Annotated in this window: 23 protein-coding genes; 13 read left to right on the top strand and 10 right to left on the bottom strand. The window is 69.6% G+C overall.

What is annotated here, in order from left to right; genetic code table 11:
• The first annotated feature begins 65 nt into the window (after positions 1–65).
• Both L942_RS38465 and L942_RS38460 read left to right on the top strand, forming a co-directional pair.
• On the top strand, positions 66–464 hold the full coding sequence (locus L942_RS38465; RefSeq protein WP_037369869.1) for a MaoC family dehydratase: 399 nt from the start codon (positions 66–68) through the stop codon (positions 462–464).
• Positions 461–1,633 (top strand): lipid-transfer protein, encoded by a 1,173-nt coding sequence (locus L942_RS38460; protein WP_037369866.1) that lies wholly within the window; start codon positions 461–463, stop codon positions 1,631–1,633. The genes L942_RS38465 and L942_RS38460 overlap by 4 nt, the downstream gene beginning before the upstream one ends.
• On the opposite strand, the gene L942_RS38455 is transcribed toward L942_RS38460, so the two are convergent.
• The gene (locus L942_RS38455; protein ID WP_037369864.1) at positions 1,621–2,184 is read right to left on the bottom strand and encodes a dihydrofolate reductase family protein; all 564 of its coding nucleotides are present in this window, start codon (positions 2,182–2,184) and stop codon (positions 1,621–1,623) included. The genes L942_RS38460 and L942_RS38455 overlap by 13 nt on opposite strands.
• 159 nt (positions 2,185–2,343) lie before the next feature.
• Between L942_RS38455 and L942_RS38450 the strand changes: the two genes are divergently transcribed.
• Positions 2,344–2,901 carry a DUF5134 domain-containing protein gene (locus L942_RS38450; protein ID WP_037369862.1) on the top strand — a complete coding sequence of 186 codons (558 nt, stop codon included), beginning with the start codon at positions 2,344–2,346 and terminating at the stop codon, positions 2,899–2,901.
• Positions 2,902–2,985: 84 nt separating this feature from the next.
• Here L942_RS38450 and L942_RS38445 read toward each other — a convergent pair whose 3' ends face one another.
• Genes L942_RS38445 through kstD form a run of 6 tightly spaced genes read right to left on the bottom strand, consistent with a single transcriptional unit; the run spans position 2,986 to position 8,491 of the window.
• Entirely contained in the window at positions 2,986–3,453 is a 468-nt protein-coding gene (locus L942_RS38445; RefSeq protein ID WP_037369859.1) for a riboflavin kinase, read from the bottom strand.
• Positions 3,454–3,480: 27 nt separating this feature from the next.
• On the bottom strand, positions 3,481–4,341 hold the full coding sequence (locus L942_RS38440) for a MaoC/PaaZ C-terminal domain-containing protein (RefSeq protein ID WP_037369856.1): 861 nt from the start codon (positions 4,339–4,341) through the stop codon (positions 3,481–3,483).
• 11 nt (positions 4,342–4,352) lie between these two features.
• Positions 4,353–5,378 (bottom strand): ferredoxin--NADP reductase, encoded by a 1,026-nt coding sequence (locus L942_RS38435; RefSeq protein WP_037369854.1) that lies wholly within the window; start codon positions 5,376–5,378, stop codon positions 4,353–4,355.
• Positions 5,371–5,637: a hypothetical protein gene (locus tag L942_RS38430; protein ID WP_037369851.1), complete on the bottom strand. Its 267-nt coding sequence runs from the start codon at positions 5,635–5,637 to the stop codon at positions 5,371–5,373. Before L942_RS38430 ends, L942_RS38435 begins: the two co-directional genes overlap by 8 nt.
• Entirely contained in the window at positions 5,634–6,818 is a 1,185-nt protein-coding gene (locus L942_RS38425; protein WP_037369849.1) for a Rieske 2Fe-2S domain-containing protein, read from the bottom strand. The genes L942_RS38430 and L942_RS38425 overlap by 4 nt, the downstream gene beginning before the upstream one ends.
• Positions 6,815–8,491 (bottom strand): 3-oxosteroid 1-dehydrogenase, encoded by a 1,677-nt coding sequence (gene kstD, locus L942_RS38420; RefSeq protein ID WP_037369847.1) that lies wholly within the window; start codon positions 8,489–8,491, stop codon positions 6,815–6,817. Before kstD ends, L942_RS38425 begins: the two co-directional genes overlap by 4 nt.
• Positions 8,492–8,591: 100 nt before the next feature.
• Here kstD and L942_RS38415 point away from each other — a divergent pair, with 100 nt between their 5' ends.
• Genes L942_RS38415 through hsaB form a run of 5 tightly spaced genes read left to right on the top strand, consistent with a single transcriptional unit; the run spans position 8,592 to position 13,687 of the window.
• Positions 8,592–10,178 (top strand): FAD-binding protein, encoded by a 1,587-nt coding sequence (locus L942_RS38415; RefSeq protein WP_037369845.1) that lies wholly within the window; start codon positions 8,592–8,594, stop codon positions 10,176–10,178.
• A gap of 32 nt (positions 10,179–10,210) precedes the next feature.
• A complete protein-coding gene (gene hsaA, locus L942_RS38410; RefSeq protein WP_037369844.1) occupies positions 10,211–11,380 on the top strand; it encodes a 3-hydroxy-9,10-secoandrosta-1,3,5(10)-triene-9,17-dione monooxygenase oxygenase subunit in 1,170 nt (389 codons plus the stop codon).
• Positions 11,380–12,225 carry a 4,5:9,10-diseco-3-hydroxy-5,9,17-trioxoandrosta-1(10),2-diene-4-oate hydrolase gene (hsaD, locus tag L942_RS38405; RefSeq protein ID WP_200863058.1) on the top strand — a complete coding sequence of 282 codons (846 nt, stop codon included), beginning with the start codon at positions 11,380–11,382 and terminating at the stop codon, positions 12,223–12,225. The genes hsaA and hsaD overlap by 1 nt, the downstream gene beginning before the upstream one ends.
• The gene (gene hsaC, locus L942_RS38400; protein ID WP_037369842.1) at positions 12,225–13,124 is read left to right on the top strand and encodes an iron-dependent extradiol dioxygenase HsaC; all 900 of its coding nucleotides are present in this window, start codon (positions 12,225–12,227) and stop codon (positions 13,122–13,124) included. The genes hsaD and hsaC overlap by 1 nt, the downstream gene beginning before the upstream one ends.
• Positions 13,121–13,687 (top strand): 3-hydroxy-9,10-secoandrosta-1,3,5(10)-triene-9,17-dione monooxygenase reductase subunit, encoded by a 567-nt coding sequence (gene hsaB / locus L942_RS38395; RefSeq protein WP_037369840.1) that lies wholly within the window; start codon positions 13,121–13,123, stop codon positions 13,685–13,687. The genes hsaC and hsaB overlap by 4 nt, the downstream gene beginning before the upstream one ends.
• 53 nt (positions 13,688–13,740) lie before the next feature.
• On the opposite strand, the gene L942_RS38390 is transcribed toward hsaB, so the two are convergent.
• Positions 13,741–13,995: a Smr/MutS family protein gene (locus tag L942_RS38390; RefSeq protein ID WP_037369838.1), complete on the bottom strand. Its 255-nt coding sequence runs from the start codon at positions 13,993–13,995 to the stop codon at positions 13,741–13,743.
• 79 nt (positions 13,996–14,074) lie between these two features.
• On the opposite strand from L942_RS38390, the gene L942_RS38385 reads away from it, so the two are divergent.
• Positions 14,075–14,668: a PadR family transcriptional regulator gene (locus L942_RS38385; RefSeq protein WP_235079633.1), complete on the top strand. Its 594-nt coding sequence runs from the start codon at positions 14,075–14,077 to the stop codon at positions 14,666–14,668.
• Entirely contained in the window at positions 14,665–15,843 is a 1,179-nt protein-coding gene (locus L942_RS38380; protein ID WP_037369834.1) for an FAD-dependent oxidoreductase, read from the top strand. The genes L942_RS38385 and L942_RS38380 overlap by 4 nt, the downstream gene beginning before the upstream one ends.
• On the opposite strand, the gene L942_RS38375 is transcribed toward L942_RS38380, so the two are convergent.
• Both L942_RS38375 and L942_RS38370 read right to left on the bottom strand, forming a co-directional pair.
• Positions 15,840–16,889, bottom strand: a complete 1,050-nt coding sequence (locus L942_RS38375) for an MBL fold metallo-hydrolase (RefSeq protein WP_037369831.1) — start codon at positions 16,887–16,889, stop codon at positions 15,840–15,842. The two genes, L942_RS38380 and L942_RS38375, sit on opposite strands and share 4 nt — an antisense overlap.
• Before the next feature lie 10 nt (positions 16,890–16,899).
• The gene (locus L942_RS38370; RefSeq protein ID WP_037369829.1) at positions 16,900–17,934 is read right to left on the bottom strand and encodes a fatty acid desaturase family protein; all 1,035 of its coding nucleotides are present in this window, start codon (positions 17,932–17,934) and stop codon (positions 16,900–16,902) included.
• A 441-nt stretch (positions 17,935–18,375) separates the two neighbouring features.
• Here L942_RS38370 and L942_RS38365 point away from each other — a divergent pair, with 441 nt between their 5' ends.
• Genes L942_RS38365 through L942_RS38355 form a run of 3 tightly spaced genes read left to right on the top strand, consistent with a single transcriptional unit; the run spans position 18,376 to position 21,208 of the window.
• Positions 18,376–18,573, top strand: a complete 198-nt coding sequence (locus L942_RS38365; protein ID WP_037369826.1) for a hypothetical protein — start codon at positions 18,376–18,378, stop codon at positions 18,571–18,573.
• A gap of 2 nt (positions 18,574–18,575) precedes the next feature.
• On the top strand, positions 18,576–20,009 hold the full coding sequence (locus tag L942_RS38360) for a sodium:solute symporter family protein (RefSeq protein ID WP_051166534.1): 1,434 nt from the start codon (positions 18,576–18,578) through the stop codon (positions 20,007–20,009).
• Entirely contained in the window at positions 20,006–21,208 is a 1,203-nt protein-coding gene (locus tag L942_RS38355; RefSeq protein ID WP_037369820.1) for a metal-dependent hydrolase family protein, read from the top strand. The genes L942_RS38360 and L942_RS38355 overlap by 4 nt, the downstream gene beginning before the upstream one ends.
• Positions 21,209–21,239 lie beyond the last annotated feature (31 nt).

Here is a 21,239-nt window from a genome sequence, read left to right as displayed (position 1 = left end):
CCGATCCCGCCCGCGCCCACCGATCATTCCGGACGACCGGCGGCACGTCATGAAGGTAGGGCGCGATGACTGCCGCAGTCGGGACCGAACTGCCGCCGCTGGTGCTCGAGGCGACGCCGACGTTCGTCATCAGCACCGCCTTGGCGACGCGAGATTTCCAGGACGTGCACCACGACCGCGACGCCGCCGTCGCGCGCGGTTCGAAGGATATTTTCCTCAATATCCTTACTGACACCGGGCTTGTGCAGCGATATGTAAGCGAGTGGGCCGGTCCGGAGGCGCTCATCCGCTCGATCAAGATCCGGCTCGGCGTGCCGTGCTACGCCGGGGACACGCTCACTTTCACCGGCCGGGTCACCGCTCGCGACGGCGCGGAAGTCGAGCTGGAAGTGTCCGCTGTGGACAGTCTCGGTGCGCACGTGACCGGCACGGTTTCGCTGACGCTGCCGGAGGAGGACGCATGACGTTCACCGGGACCACCGCCATCGCCGGGATCGGCGCGACGGAGTTCTCCAAGGACTCCGGACGCAGCGAGCTGCGGCTGGCTGCCGAATGCGTCAGCCACGCACTGGCCGATGCCGGACTGACTCCGTCCGATGTGGACGGCATGGTGTCGTTCACCATGGACGGCAACGCGGAAATCGCGCTGGCCCGCGAACTGGGCATCCCGGAGCTGACGTTCTTCAGCCGGGTGCACTACGGCGGCGGCGCGGCGGCGGCGACCGTGCAACAGGCGGCGATGGCGGTCGCCAGCGGGATCGCCGACGTCGTGGTGGCGTACCGGGCGTTCAACGAGCGGTCCGGAATGCGGTTCGGGCGGGTGTCGGCGGCCGCGGCGCAGCAGGTGAACACGTCCGGAGTGGACAACGCGTTCCACTATCCGATGGGCATCGCGACCCCCGCCGCGACCGTGGCCATGGTCGCGCAGCGTTATCTGCACGAATACGGAGCCACCAGCGAGGATTTCGGCAAGATCGCGGTCGTCGACCGGGCGCACGCGGCGACCAATCCGAACGCCTGGTTCCACGGCCGGCCGATCACGCTGGCGGAGCATCAGGCTTCGCGCTGGGTCGCGGAACCGTTGCACCTGCTCGATTGCTGTCAGGAAAGCGACGGCGGCGTCGCGCTCGTGATCACCAGTCTCGAACGCGCGCGCGACCTGCGGCAGGCGCCGGTAGTGGTCTCGGCGGCAGCGCAGGGAAGCGGGCCGGACCAGTACGTGATGACGAGCTACTACCGCGACGAACTCGCCGCGCTGCCGGAAATGGGCGTGGTCGGACGGCAGCTGTGGGCGCAGTCCGGGATCGGTCCGTCCGATGTGGACGTCGCGGTGCTGTACGACCACTTCACCCCGTACGTGCTGATGCAGCTGGAGGAACTGGGTTTCTGCGGCCGCGGCGAGGCGAAGGACTTCATCGCGGGCGACACGCTGACCCTCGACGGGAAGCTGCCGCTCAATCCGCACGGCGGCCAGCTCGGCGAGGCCTACATCCACGGCATGAACGGCATCGCGGAGGCGGTCCGGCAGTTGCGCGGCACGGCGGCGAACCAGGTCGCGAACGCCGGCACCGCGGTGGTGACGGCGGGAACCGGCGTCCCGACGAGTGGTCTGGTGTTGACTCAGGCTCGCTGAGCTGTCTTCGGCACGTAACGCAGCGAAACCGCTCCGGAGGTGAACTCCCGCCGGTCCACGAGCGTGAGGTCGAGGTGCTCCGGCAGCCCGGCGAACAACGTCGGCCCGTGTCCCACGATCCGGGGATGCACCACGAACTCGTACTCGTCGATCAACCCCATCGAGGCCAGCGCGAGCGGGAGCCGCACGCCGCCGGTGTACAGCCCCTTGCCGGGCTGGTCTTTGAGCCGCAGCACCGCTTCCCGCAGGTCGCCGCGCACGAGTTCGGCGTTCCAGTCGACGCTTTCGAGCTTGCTGGACACGACGTACTTCTTCGCCGCGTCGATCGTGCGGGCGAACGGTTCCATCCAGTCCGGGCGCTCGACGGGCTGGGCGGAGGCCCGCCACGCCTCTTCCATCATTTCGTAGATCACCCGGCCGAAGAGGAGGGCGTCGGCACGCGCGATGATCTCGGTCGAGTACTGGTGCAGTTCCTCGTCCGGGGCGATGCCGGCGAGGTGGTCGACGCACCCGTCCAGGGTGACGTTGATGGAGTATCTCAGCGGGCGCATCCGCCAAGAGTAGCGGTCTGACCTGGGTTTGCCGATGCGCGCATAGCCCTTGTGGGTCAACGCGGATCACCTCATTGCTGGCTGGTGTCCCGCGCCCGTCGCGTGTCACGGTGGTGAGGACCGGGTGACGCTGCGTGTCCAGAGGAACGAGGTGCCGAGGTGACTGTCCCGCTGGCCTGGTTGTTCACCGCGCTGTACGCGTCGCTGGCGCTGCCGTGCGTGCTGCGCCTGGTGAAGCTCGACTACGTGCGCCTCGGCCACCGGGTGCGCAACGGCGATCTCGCCGAACTGCTGCTGGTGGTGGCGATGGTCGCGATGCTGTCCCCGGTCGGCGGCCCGATCCCGGCCGCGGGCTGGCAGGCGGTGCTGGTGCTGACCTCGGGATGGTTCGCCTGGTCCGCCTGGCGCGGCCGGGCCGAGGGGCACAGCTGCGCGCACCACGCGCTTTCGGCGGCGGCGATGCTGTACATGGTCACCGCGATGCCGCACGGCGGGATGGTGCACGGGCCGTGGCTCACCATGTCCACAATGGACACCCGGCTGGCGTGGCCGGCGGTCGCGATCGCGGCGGCGGCCTACTTCGCGGTGGACGCGATCCGTTCCGGGGTGGTGGCGATGCGGTCGCGCGGCACGACGGTGCCGGGGCACGCGTCGCGCACGCTGTGCCGCGCCGTGATGGGCGCGGGCATGGGGGTCATGCTGCTCGCGGGGGTGTGATTCCGCCGAGCCGCTGGACTTCGCCGGGGGTGGGGCCCGTCCGCAAGCTGCGGTGGTGTCGTTTGGCGGCCCGCGCCTGGTGGCTTAGCCGAGCCGCTGGACTTCGCCGTCGGGCGGGAGTTCGGCGAGCTTCGGCAGGGCGTCCGCCGGGTGCGCGGCGACCCATTCGCGAGTCGCGGCGACGTCCCGGCCCAGTGCGTCGATCAGCTCCTGCGACGAACCGTACGCCTGCTGGTTGCGCAGGTGCTTGCCGAGCCAGACGGTGAGGCGCTCGCCGTACAGGTCGCCCTCGAAGTCGAGCAGGAAGGCTTCTACCAGCCGGTAGCCGTCGGCTCCGTAGTAGGTCGGGCGGCGGCCCACGGACACCGCGGCGGCCACGCGGGCGCCGTCCGCTCGCTCCGCCCAGCCGGCCCACACTCCGTCGCCGAGTTCGCCGCGCTGGTCGCGCAGCGCGATGTTCGCGGTGGGGAAGCCCAGCTCGCGGCCGCGCTTGTCGCCCGGCTCGACTGGCCCGCGCACCACGAAGAAGGTGCCGTCTCGCTCGTCCGCCATGGGACAACCGTATAACGGTCCCGATGGTCAGCGGGGCGTCAGCAGTGTGTCGGCCAGCACAGGCGCGTCGGCGCGCTCCGGGGCGGTGGTCGTGACCAGCAGCCGGCCGTCTTCGCGCCACACGCGCACGCGCAGCTTCTCGCCGGGGAACACGACGCCGGCGAATTTCGTCCCGAATGCCGAGACGCGCGAGGGATCGCCGTCGAGGAACGCGTCCACCACGGCCTTCGCCACCACGCCGTACGTGCACAGTCCGTGCAGGATCGGCCGATCGAATCCGGCGGCTTTGGCGAACGCCGGGTCGGCGTGCAGCGGGTTGCGGTCGCCGCACAGCCGGTACAAAAGCGCCTGCTGAGGCAGCGTCGGCACGTCGAGCACCGCGTCCGGTTCCCGGCTCGGCCACTCGATCTTGTCCGAGGGCCCGCGTTCGCCGCCGAAGCCGCCCTCGCCGCGGGCGAAGATGCTGGACCGGGCTGTCCACAGTGGAGCACCGGACTCGTCGGCGACTTCGGTCTCCTGCACCAGCACGGCGGCCTTGCCCTTGTCGAAGACGTCGGCGATCCGGGTGCGCGCGACCGCCTTGCCCTCGACCGGGATCGGCCGGTGCAGCTCGATCTCCTGCTTGCCGTGCAGCACCTTCGCCAGGTCGATGTCGACGCCGGGGAACTTCAGCTTCGGCGGCTCGAAGGTGCGCAGGTTCGCCGCGACGGTGGCGAAGGTCGGCAGCACCCGCAGGTCGCGCTCGTAGGTGTAGCGCAGCTCGCGCTCGTCGACCGGATCCGCGCCCGCGCCGACAGCCAGGTGGTACAGCAGCACGTCGGACGGCGTCCAGGCGAAACGGATCTCGCCGAGATCGGCGCCGATCGCGAGCGCGGGGTCGATGGGCACGGGCTCTCCACTCACTCGTAACTGACGGACACCTCGTCGGTCAACGGTACCGACTGGCAGGCCAGCACGATCCCGTCGGCGATGTCCTCGGCGTCCAGCACTTCGTTGTTCAGCATTTTCACCTCGCCGGAGGTGATCCGGCACGCGCACGCGCTGCACTGGCCCTCGCGGCAGGAATACGGCGCGTCGAGGCCCTCGGCGAGCAGATTGTCGAGCAGCTTCCGCTGCCGCGGCCAGCACAGCTGCCGGGTCTCGCCGTCGAGGTCGACGGTGAGCGCGGTGGTCTCGCCGCCGGTCTCCTCCTCGGGCTCCGGCTCGTCCGCGAAGGGATTTCCGGTGAGCGAGTGGAACTTCTCCACGTGCACGCGCTCCCGCGGCGCGCCGAGTTCGCGCAACGCGTCCTGTGCGGCGGTCATGAACGGAGCCGGTCCGCAGAGGAATGCTTCATGCCCCGCGTATGGCTTGGCGAGCGCCCGCAGCGCCGCGACGGTCGGCAAGCCCTGCAAGCTTTCCAGCCAATGCACCACGGTCAGCCGGTCGCCGAACCGCTCGGCCAGTTCCCGCAATTCCGCGGCGAAAATCACCGACTGCTCGTCGCGGTTGGCGTAAACCAGCACCACCTGGCCGCTGCCTTTTTCCAGCGCGGACTTGAGAATCGACATCACCGGCGTGATCCCGCTGCCCGCGGCGAACAACAGGAAATCACTGTCCAAAGAGGACGGGCAGAACACGCCGGAGGGCCGCAGCACGTCGATCGTCGCACCAGCCCGAAGCTCGTCGCAGACCCAATTCGAGCCGTACCCGTCGGCGGTCCGTTTGACCGTGACCTGCACCCGGCCCTCGTGCGGCGCGCTCGAGAGCGAATAACACCGGGCCACGGAACCCGTTCGGTCGCTGGGGATCCGCAGCGTGAGGAACTGGCCGGGGGAGTAGGCGAACCGGTCGAGATGCTCGTCCGGCACGGTGAACACGATGGACCGGGCGTCCGCGGTTTCCTCGATCACCTCGGCGACGGTGAGCGTGACGACTTCAGTCACCGCGCACCTCCCCGAACTGGCCCTCGCGCACCGCGCTGTCGATGCTGTCCGCGAGTTTCTCGCAGGTGTCCAGCAACGCGGTGTTGCCGCCGGAAGCGGCGTGCGCGGCGAACACCGGGCAGCTGGCCGCGGCGTCGGTGGTCCACTGGATGCTGGTGTGCTTGAGGCTGTTTTTCTTGACCAGCACGCAGGTTCCGCAGCTGCGGCACTCGTGCGGCCGCAACCCGGAGGTGAGGAATTCGGTGGCTTCGGCCGTCACACCCCAGCCTCCTCCGACGGGGCCGACGCAGCCGCGGCTTCGGCCTCCGCCCGCTGGCGTGCCAGGTTCTCCTGGACCTCGGCCGCCCACACCTCGTTCGCCTTCGTGGTGTCCACTTCGAACTCGAACCGGCGCGTCATGTCCTCGGTGACGTCCGCCGCGTCCACATAGAACTGCTCGTACCAGCGGCGCAGCTGGTAGACCGGACCGTCCTCCTCGCACAGCAGCGGATTGTCGATCTTGGTCTTGTTCTTCCAGATCTCCACGTCCTGCAGGAATCCGACGCCGATGCCCTTGGCGAGCTTCTGCGCGATCTTGTCCGCGTGCTCGTCGGAAATCCCGGGCATCTTCTTGACCATGATGCCCCACTGCAGCACGAACGACGTCGGCGAAACCGGATAGTGGCAGTTGATCAGCACGTTCTCGATTTCGAAGCCCTGGAACGAGTTCACCAGCCAGTTGATCATGTAGGAGGGGCCGAAGTACGACGCCTCCGAGCGCAGCAGGTTTTCCTCGCCGCCGTAATTGGACGCCATGCCCATGTCCGGACGGCCCTTGGTGTTGAGGTACTGGGTGGCGATGTGGCCCTCGAACACGTTCTTGAAATACGTGGGGAAGGCGTAGTGGATGTAGAAGAAGTGCGCCATGTCCACCACGTTGTCGATGATCTCGCGGCAGTTGGCGTTCTCGATCAGGATCGAGTCCCAGGTCCAGTTGCTCCACTCGTCGCTGAACGCGCCCTCGACGCGCGGGATCACGACGTGCTCCGGCGGCGGGTTGCCCTCCGGGTCGTGCCAGACGAACAGCTGCTTGTTCTCCTCCAGCACCTGCCACGACCGGGTGCGCGCCCGCAGCGGGACCCGCTTGGCGTACGGGATCGACTTGCACTTGCCGTTGCCCGCCCACCGCCAGTCGTGGAACGGGCAGGCGACCTCGTCGCCCTTCACCGAGCCCTGGGTCAGGTCGCCGCCCATGTGCCGGCAGTACCCGTCGAGCACGTTGAGCTTCCCGGCGCTGTCGGCGAACACGACGAGCTTCGTGCCGAACGCCTGCACCGCGTGCGGCTTGCCGTCGCGGAAACTGTCCGCGAGCCCGAGGCAGTGCCAGCCGCGGGCGTACCGCGCCGGGGGCGCCCCGGCGTCGATCGTGCGGATCTGTGATCCATCGGTCTTCGGCGTCACTGCCTGCCTCCCGTGCCGGTCTGATCTTCGTTCGCCAGCGCCTGTGCCGCAAGGTAGCCGAACACCATCGCCGGGCCGATGGTCGCGCCCGGTCCGGCGTAGGTCCGGCCCATCACCGGCGCGCTGGTGTTGCCCGCAGCGTAAAGACCAGGCACGACGGTGCCGTCCTCGCGCAGGACGCGGGCGTTCTCGTCAATCCGCAGCCCGCCCTTGGTGCCCAGGTCGCCGGGCACCACGCGGACCGCGTAGTACGGGGCCTTGGCCAGTTCGCCGAGGCTCGGGTTGGGACGGTTGCGCGGGTCGCCGTAGTAGTGGTCGTAGGCGCTGAGCCCGCGCTGGAAGTCTTCGTCGACGCCCTTGCGCGCGAAGCCGTTGAACCGCGTCACGGTCTGCTCCAGCGCGTCGGCGGGCACGTCGATCTTCTCGGCGAGCCCGGCCAGCGTCGCGGACTTCGCCACGATTCCGGCCTTGTACCAGCGCCCGGGCAGCGGCTGCCGCGGGCCGAGGCCGGTGAACAGGTAGCGGTCGCGGTAGCGCTGGTCGAACACCAGCCACGCGGGGACGTGCTTGCCCGGACCGTCGCCGTCGCCGTACATCGCGTGCACGGCCTCGACATACGGCGCGGATTCGTTCACGAACCGCGTGCCCCGCGAGTCGACCATCAGGCAACCGGGCCGCGATCGTTCGGCGAGCGCGAACCACGGACCGCCGGTGAGCGGGAACGACGGCCCCCACCAGGCGTCGTCCATCAGGTCGGTCGCCGCGCCGAGCTTGAGCCCGGCGTTGATGCCGTCGCCGGTGTTCGCCGCCGCGCCGACGGTCCATTCGGTGCCGATCGGCGCGCGCTGGTACTTGGTGCGCATCTCTTCGTTGTGCTCGAAGCCGCCGCAGGCCAGCACCACCCCGCGGCGCGCGCGGAACAGCGTTTCGGCCCCGTCGCGGCGGGCCACGATGCCGGTGACGACGTCGTTTTCCACCCGCAGGTCGACCAGCGGCGTGTCCAGCAGCACCTCGACGCCCGCGTCCCGCAGGCCCTTCCGCAGCCCGGCCGCAAGCGCTTGCCCCATCGACAGCAGTTGTTGTCCGCGGAGGCGTCCGACCAGCCATTTCATCCCGAGCGACAGCATCCGGGCGACTCCGCGCGGATGCCGGGCGATCAGGCTCAGCCAGCGATAGTCCGACTGGGTGATCGGCACGCCGAGCGGAGGCGCGCTGTACGGCGGTTCGAGGGTGGTCAGGTCGGCGCCGAGCAGTTTGCCGTCGAGCGGCTTCGGCTCCACGGACCGGCCGCCAGGACGTCCGCCGGGCGCTTCGGGGTGGTAGTCGCTGTAGCCCGGCACCCACTTGAACTCCAGCGGCGTGTTCCGGGTGACGAACTCCAGCACCTCGGGGCCGTGGTCGAGGAAGGTCGTGCGCAGCTGCTCCGGCACGACGTCGCCGACGATCGACTCCAGGTACTGCCTCGCGCGTTCGGGTGGTTCTTCGATGCCCGCGGCCCGCAGCGCGTGGTTGCCGGGCAGCCAGACGCCCCCGCCGGAGCGGGCGGTCGAACCGCCGAAGCAGGCTGCCTTTTCCAGCACCACCACGGAAAGCCCGCGATGGGCGGCGGCGAGCGCGGCGGTCATCCCGGCGGCGCCGCTGCCGGCCACCACCACGTCGTACTCGTCCGACATGCCACCTCACATGCAACGTGTTATCGGCTAAAGCTGGCCTGCTCGGGGCCACTTCCGTCACCATAGACGAGAACGTGTTCCAGTTCTAGGGTGGCGGACTATGGACGAGCTCGGGGCGGACGTCGTGATCATCGGAGCCGGCGCGGCCGGCGTGTGCGCGGCCATCGAAGCGGCCGACGCGGGCGCCAGCGTGCTCCTAGTGGACCGGTTTTCCGGCGGCGGGGCCAGTCGCGTGAGCGGCGGCGTGGTCTACGCCGGGGGAGGAACGCCGCAGCAACGCGCCGCTGGCGTCGACGACAGCGTGGACGCGATGTACGCGTACCTGCGGATGGAAACCGGCGATGTCGTGTCGGAACGGACCTTGCGGCGGTTCTGCGAGGAAAGCGTCGACATGGTCGCGTGGCTGGAGCGGCAAGGCGTGCCGTTCGAGGGCAGCATGTGCGACTACAAAACGTCGTATCCCAGCAACAAGCACTACCTGTATTACTCCGGCAGCGAACTGTCCGGCGGCTTTCGCGACGTGGCGAAACCCGCGCCGCGCGGGCACCGGGTCAAGGGGCCGGGCACGTCCGGGAAGCTGCTGATGAAGCAGTTGCTGGCGGCGGCCCGCGAGCGCGGCGTGCGGATGCTGCCGCAGACGCAGGCGATGAACCTGGTCACCGACGACTCGGGCACGGTCGCCGGCGTGCTCACCCGCACGTTGCGGGACGCGCCTTCGTGGGTCCGCACGCGGCATGCGCGGCTCGCGGATTGGGCGGCGAAGCCGGGTATTTATGTGCCCGCGATGCGCCGGTCGCTGCATCAGCGGGTGGAGCGGATCGAACGCAAGCACGCGCGTGAGCTGCGGATTGTCGCGCGCCGGGGCGTCGTGCTGGCGGCGGGCGGGTTCATCGTCAACCGGGCGATGGTGCGCGAGCACGCGCCCGCGTATCGCGGCGGGCTGGATCTCGGCACGTCCGCGGACGACGGGTCCGGCATCCGGATGGGCCTGGAAGTCGGCGGGCGCACGGCGGAGCTGGACCGGGTGTCGGCGTGGCGGTTCCTCACGCCGCCGACGGCGTTTCTCGGCGGGCTGCTGGTGGACGCGGACGGACGGCGGATCATCGACGAATCCCGGTACGGCGCGGCGATCGGCGAACGCATGATCTCCGAGCACGGCGGGTGCGGCTGGCTGCTGGTCGACGAGCCGATCGTCGCCGAAGCCCGGCGCGACGGGCGGAAACAGGGCCAATGGTTCGCGACGCTGCAACTGCGGTACCTGCTGGGCAAGGGCCGGGTGACCGGCGGGACCATCGAAGAAGCGGCCGCGCGCGCTGGGATCGACCCGGCTGGGCTGGCGGCGACTTATGCCGAGTACCAGCGCGGTCCGGACCCGGCGGGCAAACCGGCGGACTTCGCGCGCCCGCTGGACACGCCGCCGTACTCGCTGATCGACGTTTCGGTGAAACCCAACCTCGGCTACCCGTGCCCGATGCTGACGCTGGGCGGCCTGGTGGTCGACGAGGACACCGGCGCGGTGGCCGGTGTACGCGGGCTCTACGCGGCCGGCCGCACCGCAGTGGGAATCTGTTCCAGGTCGTACGTGAGTGGTCTTTCGCTGGCTGACTGCGTGTTTTCCGGTCGTCGGGCAGGGTTGCACGGCGCGCGCGGGGCGGACCGCGTCGACAAAAACGAGAACGTGTTCTAGTCTTGAGCGTGTCGAGCGAGAGAGGACGGCCGATGAGCGAGCTGGCTGCCGTGATCGCGGGGGTGCGCGACCTGCTTCCCGTGCTGCGGGAACGCGCACAGGAGACCGAGGACGCCCGTCGGATCCCCGCCGAATCAGTGAAAGCGCTGCAGGAGACCGGATTTTTCCGCCTGCTGCAACCGAAACCGTACGGCGGCTTGGAAGCCGACCCGGTCACCTTCTACACCGCGGTCAAGCTCATCGCGAGCGCCTGCGGGTCCACCGGCTGGGTCGCGTCGATTCTCGGCGTGCACCCGTGGCACGTCGCGTTGTTCGACGCCCGTGCCCAGGAGGACGTGTGGGGCGAGGACCACGACGTGCGGATTTCGTCTTCGTACGCGCCGATGGGCAAGGCGACCGTCGTCGAGGGCGGCTACCGGCTGTCCGGGCGATGGAGCTTCTCGTCCGGAAGCGACCACTGCACGTGGGTGCTGCTGGGCGGGCCGGCGTTCGCCGACGGCAAGCCGGTGGACTTCTGCACGTATCTCGTGCCGATCTCGGACTACTCCATTGTGGACGTCTGGGACACGGTCGGGCTGCGCGGCACCGGCTCCAACGACATCGTCGTCGAGGACGTGTTCGTGCCGCAGCACCGCGCGCTGAGCTTCATGGCGACGTCGAAGTGCAAGACCCCGGGCCAGGAGGTGAACCCAGGACCGCTGTACCGGCTGCCGTACGGTTCCGTGCACCCGAGCACCATCACCGCGCCGATCATCGGGATGGCGCAGGGCGCGTACGACGCGCACGTGGAGCACCAGGGCAAGCGGGTGCGGGCGGCGTACGCGGGCGAACAGTCCAAAGAGGACCCGTTCTCGAAGGTGCGGATCGCCGAGGCGGCCAGCGAAATCGACGCGGCCTGGCTGCAGCTGACGCACAACATCGACGAGCTGTACCAGCTGGCCTGCCAGGGCGAGAAGCTGCCGTTCAGCACGCGGCTGCGGGTGCGCCGGGACCAGGTGCGCGGCACCGAGCGGGCGATCTCCGCGATCGACCGGCTTTTCGAGAACTCCGGCGGCCGCGCGCTGCAGCGGGGCACGCCGATCCAGCGGTTCTGGCGCGACGCGCACGCGGGCCGGGTGCACGCGGCGAACGACGCGGAGCGCGCGTACGTCATGTTCGGCACCGGCGAGTTCGGCTTGCCTGTCGAGAATGCGATGGTCTGATGGCGCCTGAAGGTTCCTATGTAGACACTGCGGGCGGGATTCGCCTGCACTACCACGAGTCCGGCGCGGAGAACGCCGAGACGGTGCTGTTGCTGCACGGCGGTGGCCCCGGAGCCTCGGCGTGGAGCAACTTCGGCCGGAACCTGCCGGTGTTCGGGAAGTCTTATCGGACGCTGGCGATCGACCAGCCCGGGTTCGGCCGGTCCGACAAGCCGACCGACCACCCGCAGTACTTCCGGCACAGCGCGGACGCGGTCGTCGGCCTGATGGACCGGCTCGGCATCGAAAAGGCGCACCTCGTCGGCAATTCGCTCGGCGCGGGCGCGTCGGTCCGGCTCGCGCTGAACCACCCCGGGCGCGCCGGACGGCTGGTGCTGATGGGTGCGGGCGGGCTGAGCGTCAACGTCTTCGCCCCGGACCCGACCGAAGGCGTGCGGCTGCTGTCCAAGTTCGCCGGGGATCCGACGCGGGAGCGGATGGAAGCGTTCCTCCGGATCATGGTGCACGACCAGTCGCTGGTCACCGACGAGCTGATCGACGAACGCTTCGAGATCGCGCGTTCGCCGGAGTCGCTCGCCGCGATGCGGGCGATGGGCACATCGTTCAGCCTGCCGGATTCCTTCGAGGAAGGCATGTTGTGGCGCGAGGCGTACCGCCTGCGGCAACGGGTCTTGCTCGTCTGGGGCCGGGAGGACCGGGTCAACCCGCTCGACGGCGCCCTCTTGGCGCTGAAGACGATTCCGCGTGCGCAACTGCACGTGTTCGGCGGCTGCGGGCACTGGGCGCAGCTGGAGAAGTTCGACGAGTTCAACCGACTCGCCCTCGACTTCCTCGGGAGTTCGTGATGGCTATCCGTTCGCTGGGATATCTGCGCATCGAAGCCACGGACATGGACGCCTGGCGCGTCTACGGGCTGAAGGTGCTCGGCATGGTGGAGGGTTCGGGCGCCGACCCGAACGCGCTTTACCTGCGCATGGACGATTTCCCGGCGCGATTGGTGATCGTGCCGGGGGAGAAGGACCGGTTGGCGCAGGCGGGCTGGGAAGCGGCCAACGCCGCCGAGCTGGACGACGTCCGCGCCCGGCTCGACGCGGCTTCGGTGCCGTACAAGGAAGGCACGCCCGACGAGCTGGCCGACCGCCGCGTGGCGGAGATGATCAGCTTCACCGATCCGTCCGGCAACACCCTGGAGGTGTTCCACGGGGTCGCGCTGCAGCACCGGCGCGTGGTGAGCCCGTACGGCCACCGGTTCGTCACCGGCGAGCAGGGCCTGGGGCATGTGGTTTTGTCGACTCACGACGACGCGGCGGCGCTGGCGTTCTACCGGGACGTGCTGGGCTTCCGGCTCCGCGATTCGATGCGGCTGCCGCCGCAGATGGTGGGCCGCCCGGCCGACGGCGACCCGGCGTGGCTGCGGTTCTTCGGCTGCAACCCGCGCCACCACAGCTTGGCGTTCCTGCCGATGCCGACGCCGAGCGGGATCGTGCACTTGATGGTGGAGGTCGAGGAGACCGACGACGTCGGGTTGTGCCTGGACCGCGCGAAGCGCCGGAACGTCCCGATGTCGGCGACGCTCGGCCGGCACGTGAACGACCTGATGCTGTCGTTCTACATGAAGACCCCCGGCGGCTTCGACGTCGAGTTCGGCTGCGAGGGACGGCAGGTCGAGGACGAAGCGTGGATCGCCCGCGAGAGCACCGCGGTTTCGTTGTGGGGCCACGATTTCTCCGTGGGCGCGCAATGACTGCCGCCGTCCCGGAGGCGGTGCCGGACCGGTTTCGCGAGGTGCTCGGCCATTTCTGCACCGGGGTGACCGTGGTGACCGGTTATGTCGAGGATTCCTCGGCGGTCACTCCGGCCGGGCCGGTGGGCTTCGCTTGCCAGTCCTTCGCCGCGTTGTCGCTGGACCCGCCGCTGGTGCTGTTCTGCGTCGCCCGGACGTCGCGCACCTGGCCCGCGCTGGCCGCGGCGGGCACGTTCGCGGTGAACGTGCTCGCCGAAGACCAGCAAGCGGTCTGCGCCGAGTTCGGCCGCCGCGGCGGCGACAAGTTCGCCGGGGTGTCCTGGCGGCCCGCCCCGTCCGGCGCGCCGCTGCTGGACGGAGCCCTGACCTGGGTGGACTGCGAGGTGCAGGCGGTCCACCCGGCCGGGGACCACTACGTGGTGGTCGGCCGGGTGACCGCGCTGGGCGACACGTCGGACGCCCGCCCGCTGCTGTTCCACCGCGGCCGCTACACGGTCACCGAAGCGGTGCCGGACGCGCTCACCGCGCTGATGCCCTGGCCCCGCCCGGACGACTGGCTCTGACTCCCTCGTGAGCGGCGATGCCGGTTCTAACCGGCATCGCCGCTCACGAGGCGTTACTTCCGGCGGAAGTGCACGAACACCCGCCCGAAGTTGTCCTTGTCCTTCTCCACGCGGTGGTAGAGCGCCTTCACGTCCTTGCGCTCCAGGAACCGCAGCACGTGCTTCTTCAGCTGCCCGGATCCCTTGCCCGGGATGATCTCCACGAGCGGCGCCTTCTTCGCGACCGCCTCGTCGATGACCGCGCGCAGCGCCCGGTCGATCTCCCCGCCGCGGTTGTAGATGTCGTGAAGATCGAGCTTGAGCTTCATGCCTCCTTCCTACCGCACGCTCGGATAGTCGACATCGACTACTCATGTGCGTATAGTCGATCCTGACTAAGGAGCTGTGGTGAAGCGACGCGTGGTGGGGAATCCGCTCGGGCTGGCCGTGCTGGCGGGCTTGCTCGAGGAGCCGATGCATCCGTACGAGATGGCGCGGCGGTTCGTGGAGTACGGCAAGGAGCGGGATTTCAAGTACACCCGCAGCTCGCTGTACATGGTGGTCGGGCAGCTGGAGAAGGCCGGGTTCATCGCGGCGCGGGAAACGCTGCGCGATTCGGCGCGTCCGGAGCGGACCGTCTACGCCATCACGCCCACCGGCCGGCTCGAGCTGTTCGACTGGATGCGCGAGCTCGTCGCCGAACCGGCCACCGAGTATCCGCTGTTCGGGGCGGCGCTGTCGCTGTTCGTGGTGCTGCCCGCGGACGAGGTGCCCGAACTGCTCCAGCAGCGGCTCGCCGCGCTCACCGCGATCGCCGACGAGATCCGGGCGACGATCGAGGCCGGGCGGGAGCAGGGGCTCGCCTGGTGGTTCCTGGTCGAGGAGGACTACCGGCTCGCGAAGGTGGAGGCGGAGCGCGGCTTCGTCGCACGGCTCGCCGAGTCGGTCGCCGGGGAGGACTACCGGCAGGCGTGGGAAACCTATTTCAAGGGGAGAACATGAACGTAGTGGTGATCGGGGGCGGCATCGCCGGGGCGACCACGGCGATGGCGTTGCAGCGAGCGGGAATCGAAGCCGCGGTTTACGAGGCTTACCCGAAAGCGGCGGACGGAGTCGGCAGCGCGCTCACGCTGGCTCCCAACGGCCGCAACGCTTTGCGGCAGATCGACGCCGACGCCGCGGTGGCCGCGGCCGGCATCGAGGTGCCCGGAATGGTGCTGCAGAACCACAAAGGCCGGGTAGTCGGCAGATTCGACGGACTGCCGGACCTGCCGTCGAGTCTGTTGCTGCGCCGGGACCGGCTGTACCGCGCGCTGATGGACGAAGCGCGGAACCGGGGGATCACGGTCGAATTCGGCAAACGCCTGACGTCCATTGAGGACAGAGCGGGCCAGGCGCTCGCGCACTTCGCGGATGGTTCTTCGGCCGCCGGAGACGTGCTGATCGGCGCGGACGGCATCCGCTCGGCAGTCCGGTCCGCCTTGGACCCGGCAGCGCCCGCGCCGCGCTACACCGGGCTGCTCGGCCTCGGCGGCTGGATCCGCAACCCGGGTCTGCCGAGCACCGGGAAGTATCAGCATTTCGCTTTCGGCAAGCGGGCGTTCTTCGGCTATTTCATCGACGCGGACGAGATTCTGTGGTTCAGCAACGTCCCCGCCGCCGATCCGGCCGAGGCGAAGACCGCGTCGCCGGAGCACTGGCTAGCGGTCCTGCGGGAGCGGCACGCCGACGACGTCCCGGCGCGCGACATCATCGCCCTGCTGAAGCCGGAAGACGTTGCCCGGCCGGGGATTCTGGAAGACATCCCGACGGTGCGGACGTGGCACCGCGGCCGGGTCGCCCTGGTCGGCGACGCCGCGCATCCGACGTCGCCGAGTTCCGGGCAGGGAGCGTCGCAGGCGGTCGAGAGTTCGCTCGAACTGGCCCGTGCGCTGCGGGACGCACCGGACGTGGCGACGGCATTCGCCCAGTACGAGGCGGCGCGGCGGGAACGGGTCGAGCGGATCATCGCGCGGGCGGCGAAAATCAACCACGACAAGGCGGCCGGGCCGGTGGCGCGAGTGATGCGCGACCTGCTGATGCCGGTGCTGATGAAGACGGTGATGAGCCCGGAGAAGATGTTCGGGGACCTGCATCGGCACCGGATCGGGTTCGCGCCCTCGCGCGCCGCGGTCTAGCCGAGGGCCTGCCACCAGCCGTCCACCGGAGGGGGAGCGGACGCGTCGATCCGCTCCCCGGGTTTCGGGATCGCGAGCGGGAGGTCGTTGGCCTTGGCCTCCCGCCACACCCGGTCCGCGGGATCCGACCAGGTGTGCATGGCCAGCGTGAACGTCGCCCAGTGCACCGGGACCAGCAGCCCGCCGCGCACGTCCAGGTGGGCGGCGACGCCTTCCTCCGGCGTCATGTGGATGTCCGGCCAGTTCGGGGCGTACGCGCCGACCTGGATCAGCGTCGCGTCGAACGGGCCGTGCTTGGCGCCGATTTCCGCGAAACCCGGGAAATACCCGGTGTCGCCGCTGTAGTAGACGCGATGTTCCGGGCCGCTGATGACCCACGACGCCCACAGCGTGCTGTCGTTCGCGAGGCCGCGGCCGGAGAAATGCTGCGCGGGCGTGGCGACGAACCGGATCCCGGCCACGTGCGCGCCCTCGTGCCAGTCGAGTTCGATGATCCGCGCGGCCGGGACGTGCCAGCGTTCGAGGTGCGCGCCGACGCCGAGCGGAACGAGAAAAGGCGCGTCAGTCAGCGAAATCAGCGCTTGGACGGTCGGCAGGTCCAGGTGGTCGTAGTGGTCGTGGGAGATCACGATCGCGTCCAAGCGGCCCAGTTCCCGCAGCGAAACCGGGGGCGCGTGCAGCCGCCGCGGCCCGGCGAACGCGGCGGGCGAAACCCGGTCGCCCCACACCGGATCGCACAGCACGCGGGCGCCGTCGATCTCCACCAGCGTGGACGCGTGTCCGTACCAGGTAAGGAAAAGCCCGTCGGCCGCCGGCGCGGCGGGAGAGGAGACCAAGGGGACCGCGCCGCCCGGACGGCGGCGGGCTCGGTCCTCGCCGAACAGGAACTCGCGCACGAGCGCGCCGGGGGAGGCGGGTGTCGCCCGAGTGTGCGCGGTGTTGTGGAACACGCCGTCGGCGTACTGCGGGGACTGGCGCATCCGTTCCGCACGAGCTCCGGTGGCCTTCGCGCCGAAGGCCACCGGAGTCAATGCTGGGAAGGTCATGTCTTCGAGTCTACGAGGCGTTCCTGAGAGGCTCCCCAGCTTTGTGCAGGTGGCGCAGGGTCTGCCGGTACGAGGACACCAGGCCGGTGCGCAGGTACGGGATGCCGATCTCGGCGCAATAAGCCTCGACTATCGGCTGGGCGCGCCGCAGGTGCACCGACGGCATGCTCGGGAACAAGTGGTGCTCGATCTGGTGGTTGAGGCCGCCGAGCAGGACGTCGACGACCGGTCCGCCGGCGACGTTCCGGGAGGTGAGCACCTGCTTGCGCAGGAAGTCCAGTTCCGAGCGGCCGGTCAGCGTCGGCATGCCCTTGTGGTTCGGCGCGAAGATCGATCCCAGGTACACGCCCCACAGTCCCTGGTGGACCGCGAAGAACAGCAGCGCGAGGCCGGGCGGGAGGACGAGGAACAGCGCGGCGAGGTAAACCGCGCAGTGGGTGAACAGCAGCGCCGCTTCGGTCCCGCGGCGGCGCAGTCCCCGGCGCGCGACCGCGCGGATGCCGGACCAGTGCAGGTTGAGGCCTTCGAGGGTGAGCAGCGGGAAGAACAGCAGCGCCTGGTGCCTGCCGACGAACCGGGGCAGGCCGCGCGCCGCGCGGGCCTGGCGCTGGGACCAGACGAGGATGTCCGGGTCGACGTCCGGGTCCAGTTCCTCGTGGTTCGGGTTGGCGTGGTGCCGGGTGTGCTTGTCCATCCACCACCCGTAGCTCATGCCGATGCCGAGGTTGCCGGCGAGCCGCCCGGCGATCTCCGCGGGTCGGCGCGTCCGGAACACCTGCCGGTGCGCCAGATCGTGCGAAAGCAGGGCGATCTGCCCGGACAGGAACGCCTGGAACGCGGCCACGGCGAGCTGCCACCACGAGTCGCCGAGCAGCGCGAACGCGACCCAGCCTCCCGCGAACAGCACGGTCACGAGCGCGATTCGAGCGGTGTAGTAGCCGGGGCGCCGGTCGAGCAGCCCGGCGTCGGTGATCCGGCGGCAGAGCCGGGCGAAGTCGCTTCCCGGCCGCGGGGGCGAGGGGAGGACGAGCTTTTCGGTGGTCACCCCGGCGAGTATTGCGGCGCGGAGCCGCGGCGGGAAACCAGCAGACCCGACCGATCGTGCTGGGGTTGTCCCCACCATCGTCTTGTGCATCGCGGAAGCCGCCCTGCTCAAACGCGCGGCACCCCGTCGCACGCCGACGGCCCCTCCGCGAAATCCACCGCCGCGACCCCCGCCCGTACCGCCTGGCAAACAGCCCAACTCCCGCTAACCCGGCCGCCGTCCTGCCCCCCACCTCCCCACGACTTTTCGCTCACTGGACCCGCCCGCGGGATCGCGTCGGCGTGTGAAGGGGCAGTGCGCACGGCCCCCCGGGCCGGGTGCACTGCCCCTTCACACGCCGACTTAAAGGCGATCCCGCCGCGCCGACGAAGTCGGCGCCATCAAACCCAGTCGGCGCCATCAAACACTGCCGAGAGCCGTTCCTTCTGGCAGCGTGTCCACATGCGTAGCTACTACCTCCCCCCACTCGTCCCCGTAGCCGCTCTCGTCCTGATGCCGTTCCTTCCCTTCGTCAACTCCTCCGGCCTGTGGATGGGCTTGCCGAAGATGATGGTGTGGGGCGCGTTCTGGTGTCTGATGTTCACTCCGGCTCTGCTGCTGTCCGAGCGGTTGATGTCGCGCGCCGGCGAGGAGGATTGACGATGATCCTCGCCTTCACTCTCGCCGGGATCGTGCTGATCGGCGTGCTCGGTTTCGTCGGGCGGCGTCGTCCGGCCGCGGATCTGGCGGAATGGACCGTCGGCGGTCGGAAGTTCGGTGCGCTGACCATGTGGTTCCTGCAGGCCGGGGAGGTTTTCACGACCTTCACCTTCCTCGGCATGGCCGGGCTGGCGTTCTCCGGCGGCGTGGCCGCGATGTACGCGCTGCCGTACGTGCCGATCGCTTATGTGGTCCTGTTTTTCCTCGCCAAGCGGATCTGGCGGATGGGCAAGGAGCGCGGTTACCTCACCCAGGGCGATTTTCTCGAGGACCGGTATTCGAGCCGGGCGCTGGGCACGGTGTCGGCGATTCTCGGCGTGGTGTTCGTGCTGCCGTATCTGCAGTTGCAGATCACCGGGCTCGGGCTGATCGTCCGGCTGGTGACCGGCGACCACGCGTCCGGCACGCTCAGCATGATCGCCGGCAGCGTGCTGGTGGTGGCGTTCGTGCTGTGGGCCGGGCTGCGCGGGGTGGCGGCGACGTCGTATTTCAAGGACGCGATCATGCTCGTCGTCCTGGTGGTGCTGATCGTCGCGGTGCCCGCGCATTTCGCCGGCGGCGTGTCCGGGGTGTTCCGCAAGATCGACCAGCTGCACCCGGAGAAGCTGTTCGTGCACGCCGGGGCGAACGACCACACGTGGTTCGTCACGAGCATGCTGGTCAGCGCGATCGGCGTCGGGCTGATGACGCTGCCGCACACCTGGCCGGCGCTGATGTCCGCGCGCGACCCGAAGGTGCTGCGCCGCAACTACACCTGGATGCCGGTGTACGAGCTGTGCCTGCTGCTGCCGATGATCATCGGGTTCGCGGCGATTCTGGTGGTGCCCAAGGGAAACGATCCGAACGGCGTCTTGCTGACGTTGAGCAAGGACGCGCTGCCGGGCTGGGTGACCGGGCTCGTGGTCGTCGCCGCGACCGCCACCGCGATGGTGCCCGCGGGGGGCATCCTGATCGGCATTTCCTCTTTGGTGGCACGGAACATCACGCGGGTGCGCAGCGAACGCAAGCAGTTCTGGATCAACCACGGCACGGTCGTGCTGGCCAGCGCGCTCGCTCTCGTGCTCGGCATCTTCCGGCCGGATCTGCTGGCGAACCTGCTGCTGCTCACCTATTCCGGCTCGGTGCAGCTGGCCCCGGCGAATCTGCTGGGCTTCCTGAAGAAGGTCCCGGTCGGCAAGGCCCCGGTGTTCGCCGGGCTGCTGGCGGGCGAGGTCGTGGTGATCTGGCTGACCTTCGTGGACCCGAAGCTCGTCGGGACGGTGAACGTCGGGCTGGTCGGGCTTGCGGTTAACGTGATCGTGCTCGCGCTCGCGGCGCTGATCGAACGGGCCGTGACCCGGTCCGGAGACGTGGTGCAGACAGGAGAACCGGTATGACGCGAACCCTTTTCACCGGCGGCACGGTGTTCGACGGAACGGGCAGCGAGCCCGCGCCGGCGGACGTCGTGGTCGAGGACGGCCGGATCGTGGAGGTCGGCGCCGGCCTCGACGGAGACCGCGCGGTGGACTGCGCTGGAACGACGCTGCTGCCCGGGATGTTCGACTGCCACGTGCACGTCACGGTGTCCGACCTCGGGCTGCTGCAGCGGGTGCAGAAGCCGTTCTCGTACCAGTTCTACGAGGCGGCCCGGAACCTGTGGACCACGCTGAAACTCGGCATCACGACGGTGCGCGACGCCGCCGGGGCCGATCTCGGCATCAAGCAGGCGGTCGCGGACGGCCTGATTCCGGGTCCCCGCTTGGACATCGCGGTCGGCCTGATCAGCCCGACCGGCGGGCACGGCGATGGCTGGATGCCGTCCGGGCATTGCGTCCCGCTGTCGCTTCCGCACCCCGGCCGGCCGAGCGCGCTGGCGGACGGCCCGGACGAGATGCGCCGAGTCGCGCGCACTCTGCTGCGGGCCGGGGCCGACGTGCTGAAGGTCTGCACCACCGGCGGCGTCCTGTCGCCGCGCGACGACCCGCGGCATTCGCAGTTCACGCCGGAGGAATTGGACGTCCTGGTCGCCGAAGCGGCCATGCAGGGGCGGGCGGTGATGGCTCACGCGCAAGGTGCGGAGGGCGTCAAGAACGCGGTCCGCGCGGGGATCCGGTCGATCGAGCACGGCATCTACCTCGACGACGAGGCGATCGAACTGATGCTCGCGCGCGGCACCTGGCTCGTCCCGACGCTGGTGGCCCCGGTGAACGTCATCCGCGCGGCGGCCGCGGGCGCCGCGCTGCCGGACGCGGTGGTGCAGAAGGCGAAAGAGGTCGCGGAGGTGCACCTGGATTCGGTGCGCCGGGCCGTCGAGGCCGGGGTCCGGATCGCGATGGGCACCGACAGCGGCGTCGGCCCGCACGGAACGAATCTCGAAGAGCTGGAACTGATGCGCTCGGCCGGGATGAGCCCCGCGGACGTGCTGGTCGCCGCGACGTCGTCGGCCGCCCGGCTGCTGGGCAAGGACGCCGAGCTGGGCCGGCTGGCTCCGGGGTATCGCGCGGACCTCGTGGTCGTTTCGGGCGATGGGTACGATTTCCCGGCGCTGGCGGGGAACGTCCGGGAAGTGTGGCAGGACGGGGCGCGCGCGGTCTGAGGGCGCGGTTTTCTTGGCCACGGCATACTCG

The sequence above is a fragment of the Amycolatopsis orientalis DSM 43388 genome, assembly GCF_000411975.1.
GTDB classification, from domain to species: Bacteria; Actinomycetota; Actinomycetes; order Mycobacteriales; family Pseudonocardiaceae; genus Amycolatopsis; species Amycolatopsis orientalis_D.
Note: the sequence above shows the minus strand (reverse complement) of the source record. Positions and strands in the feature narration are given on the sequence as shown.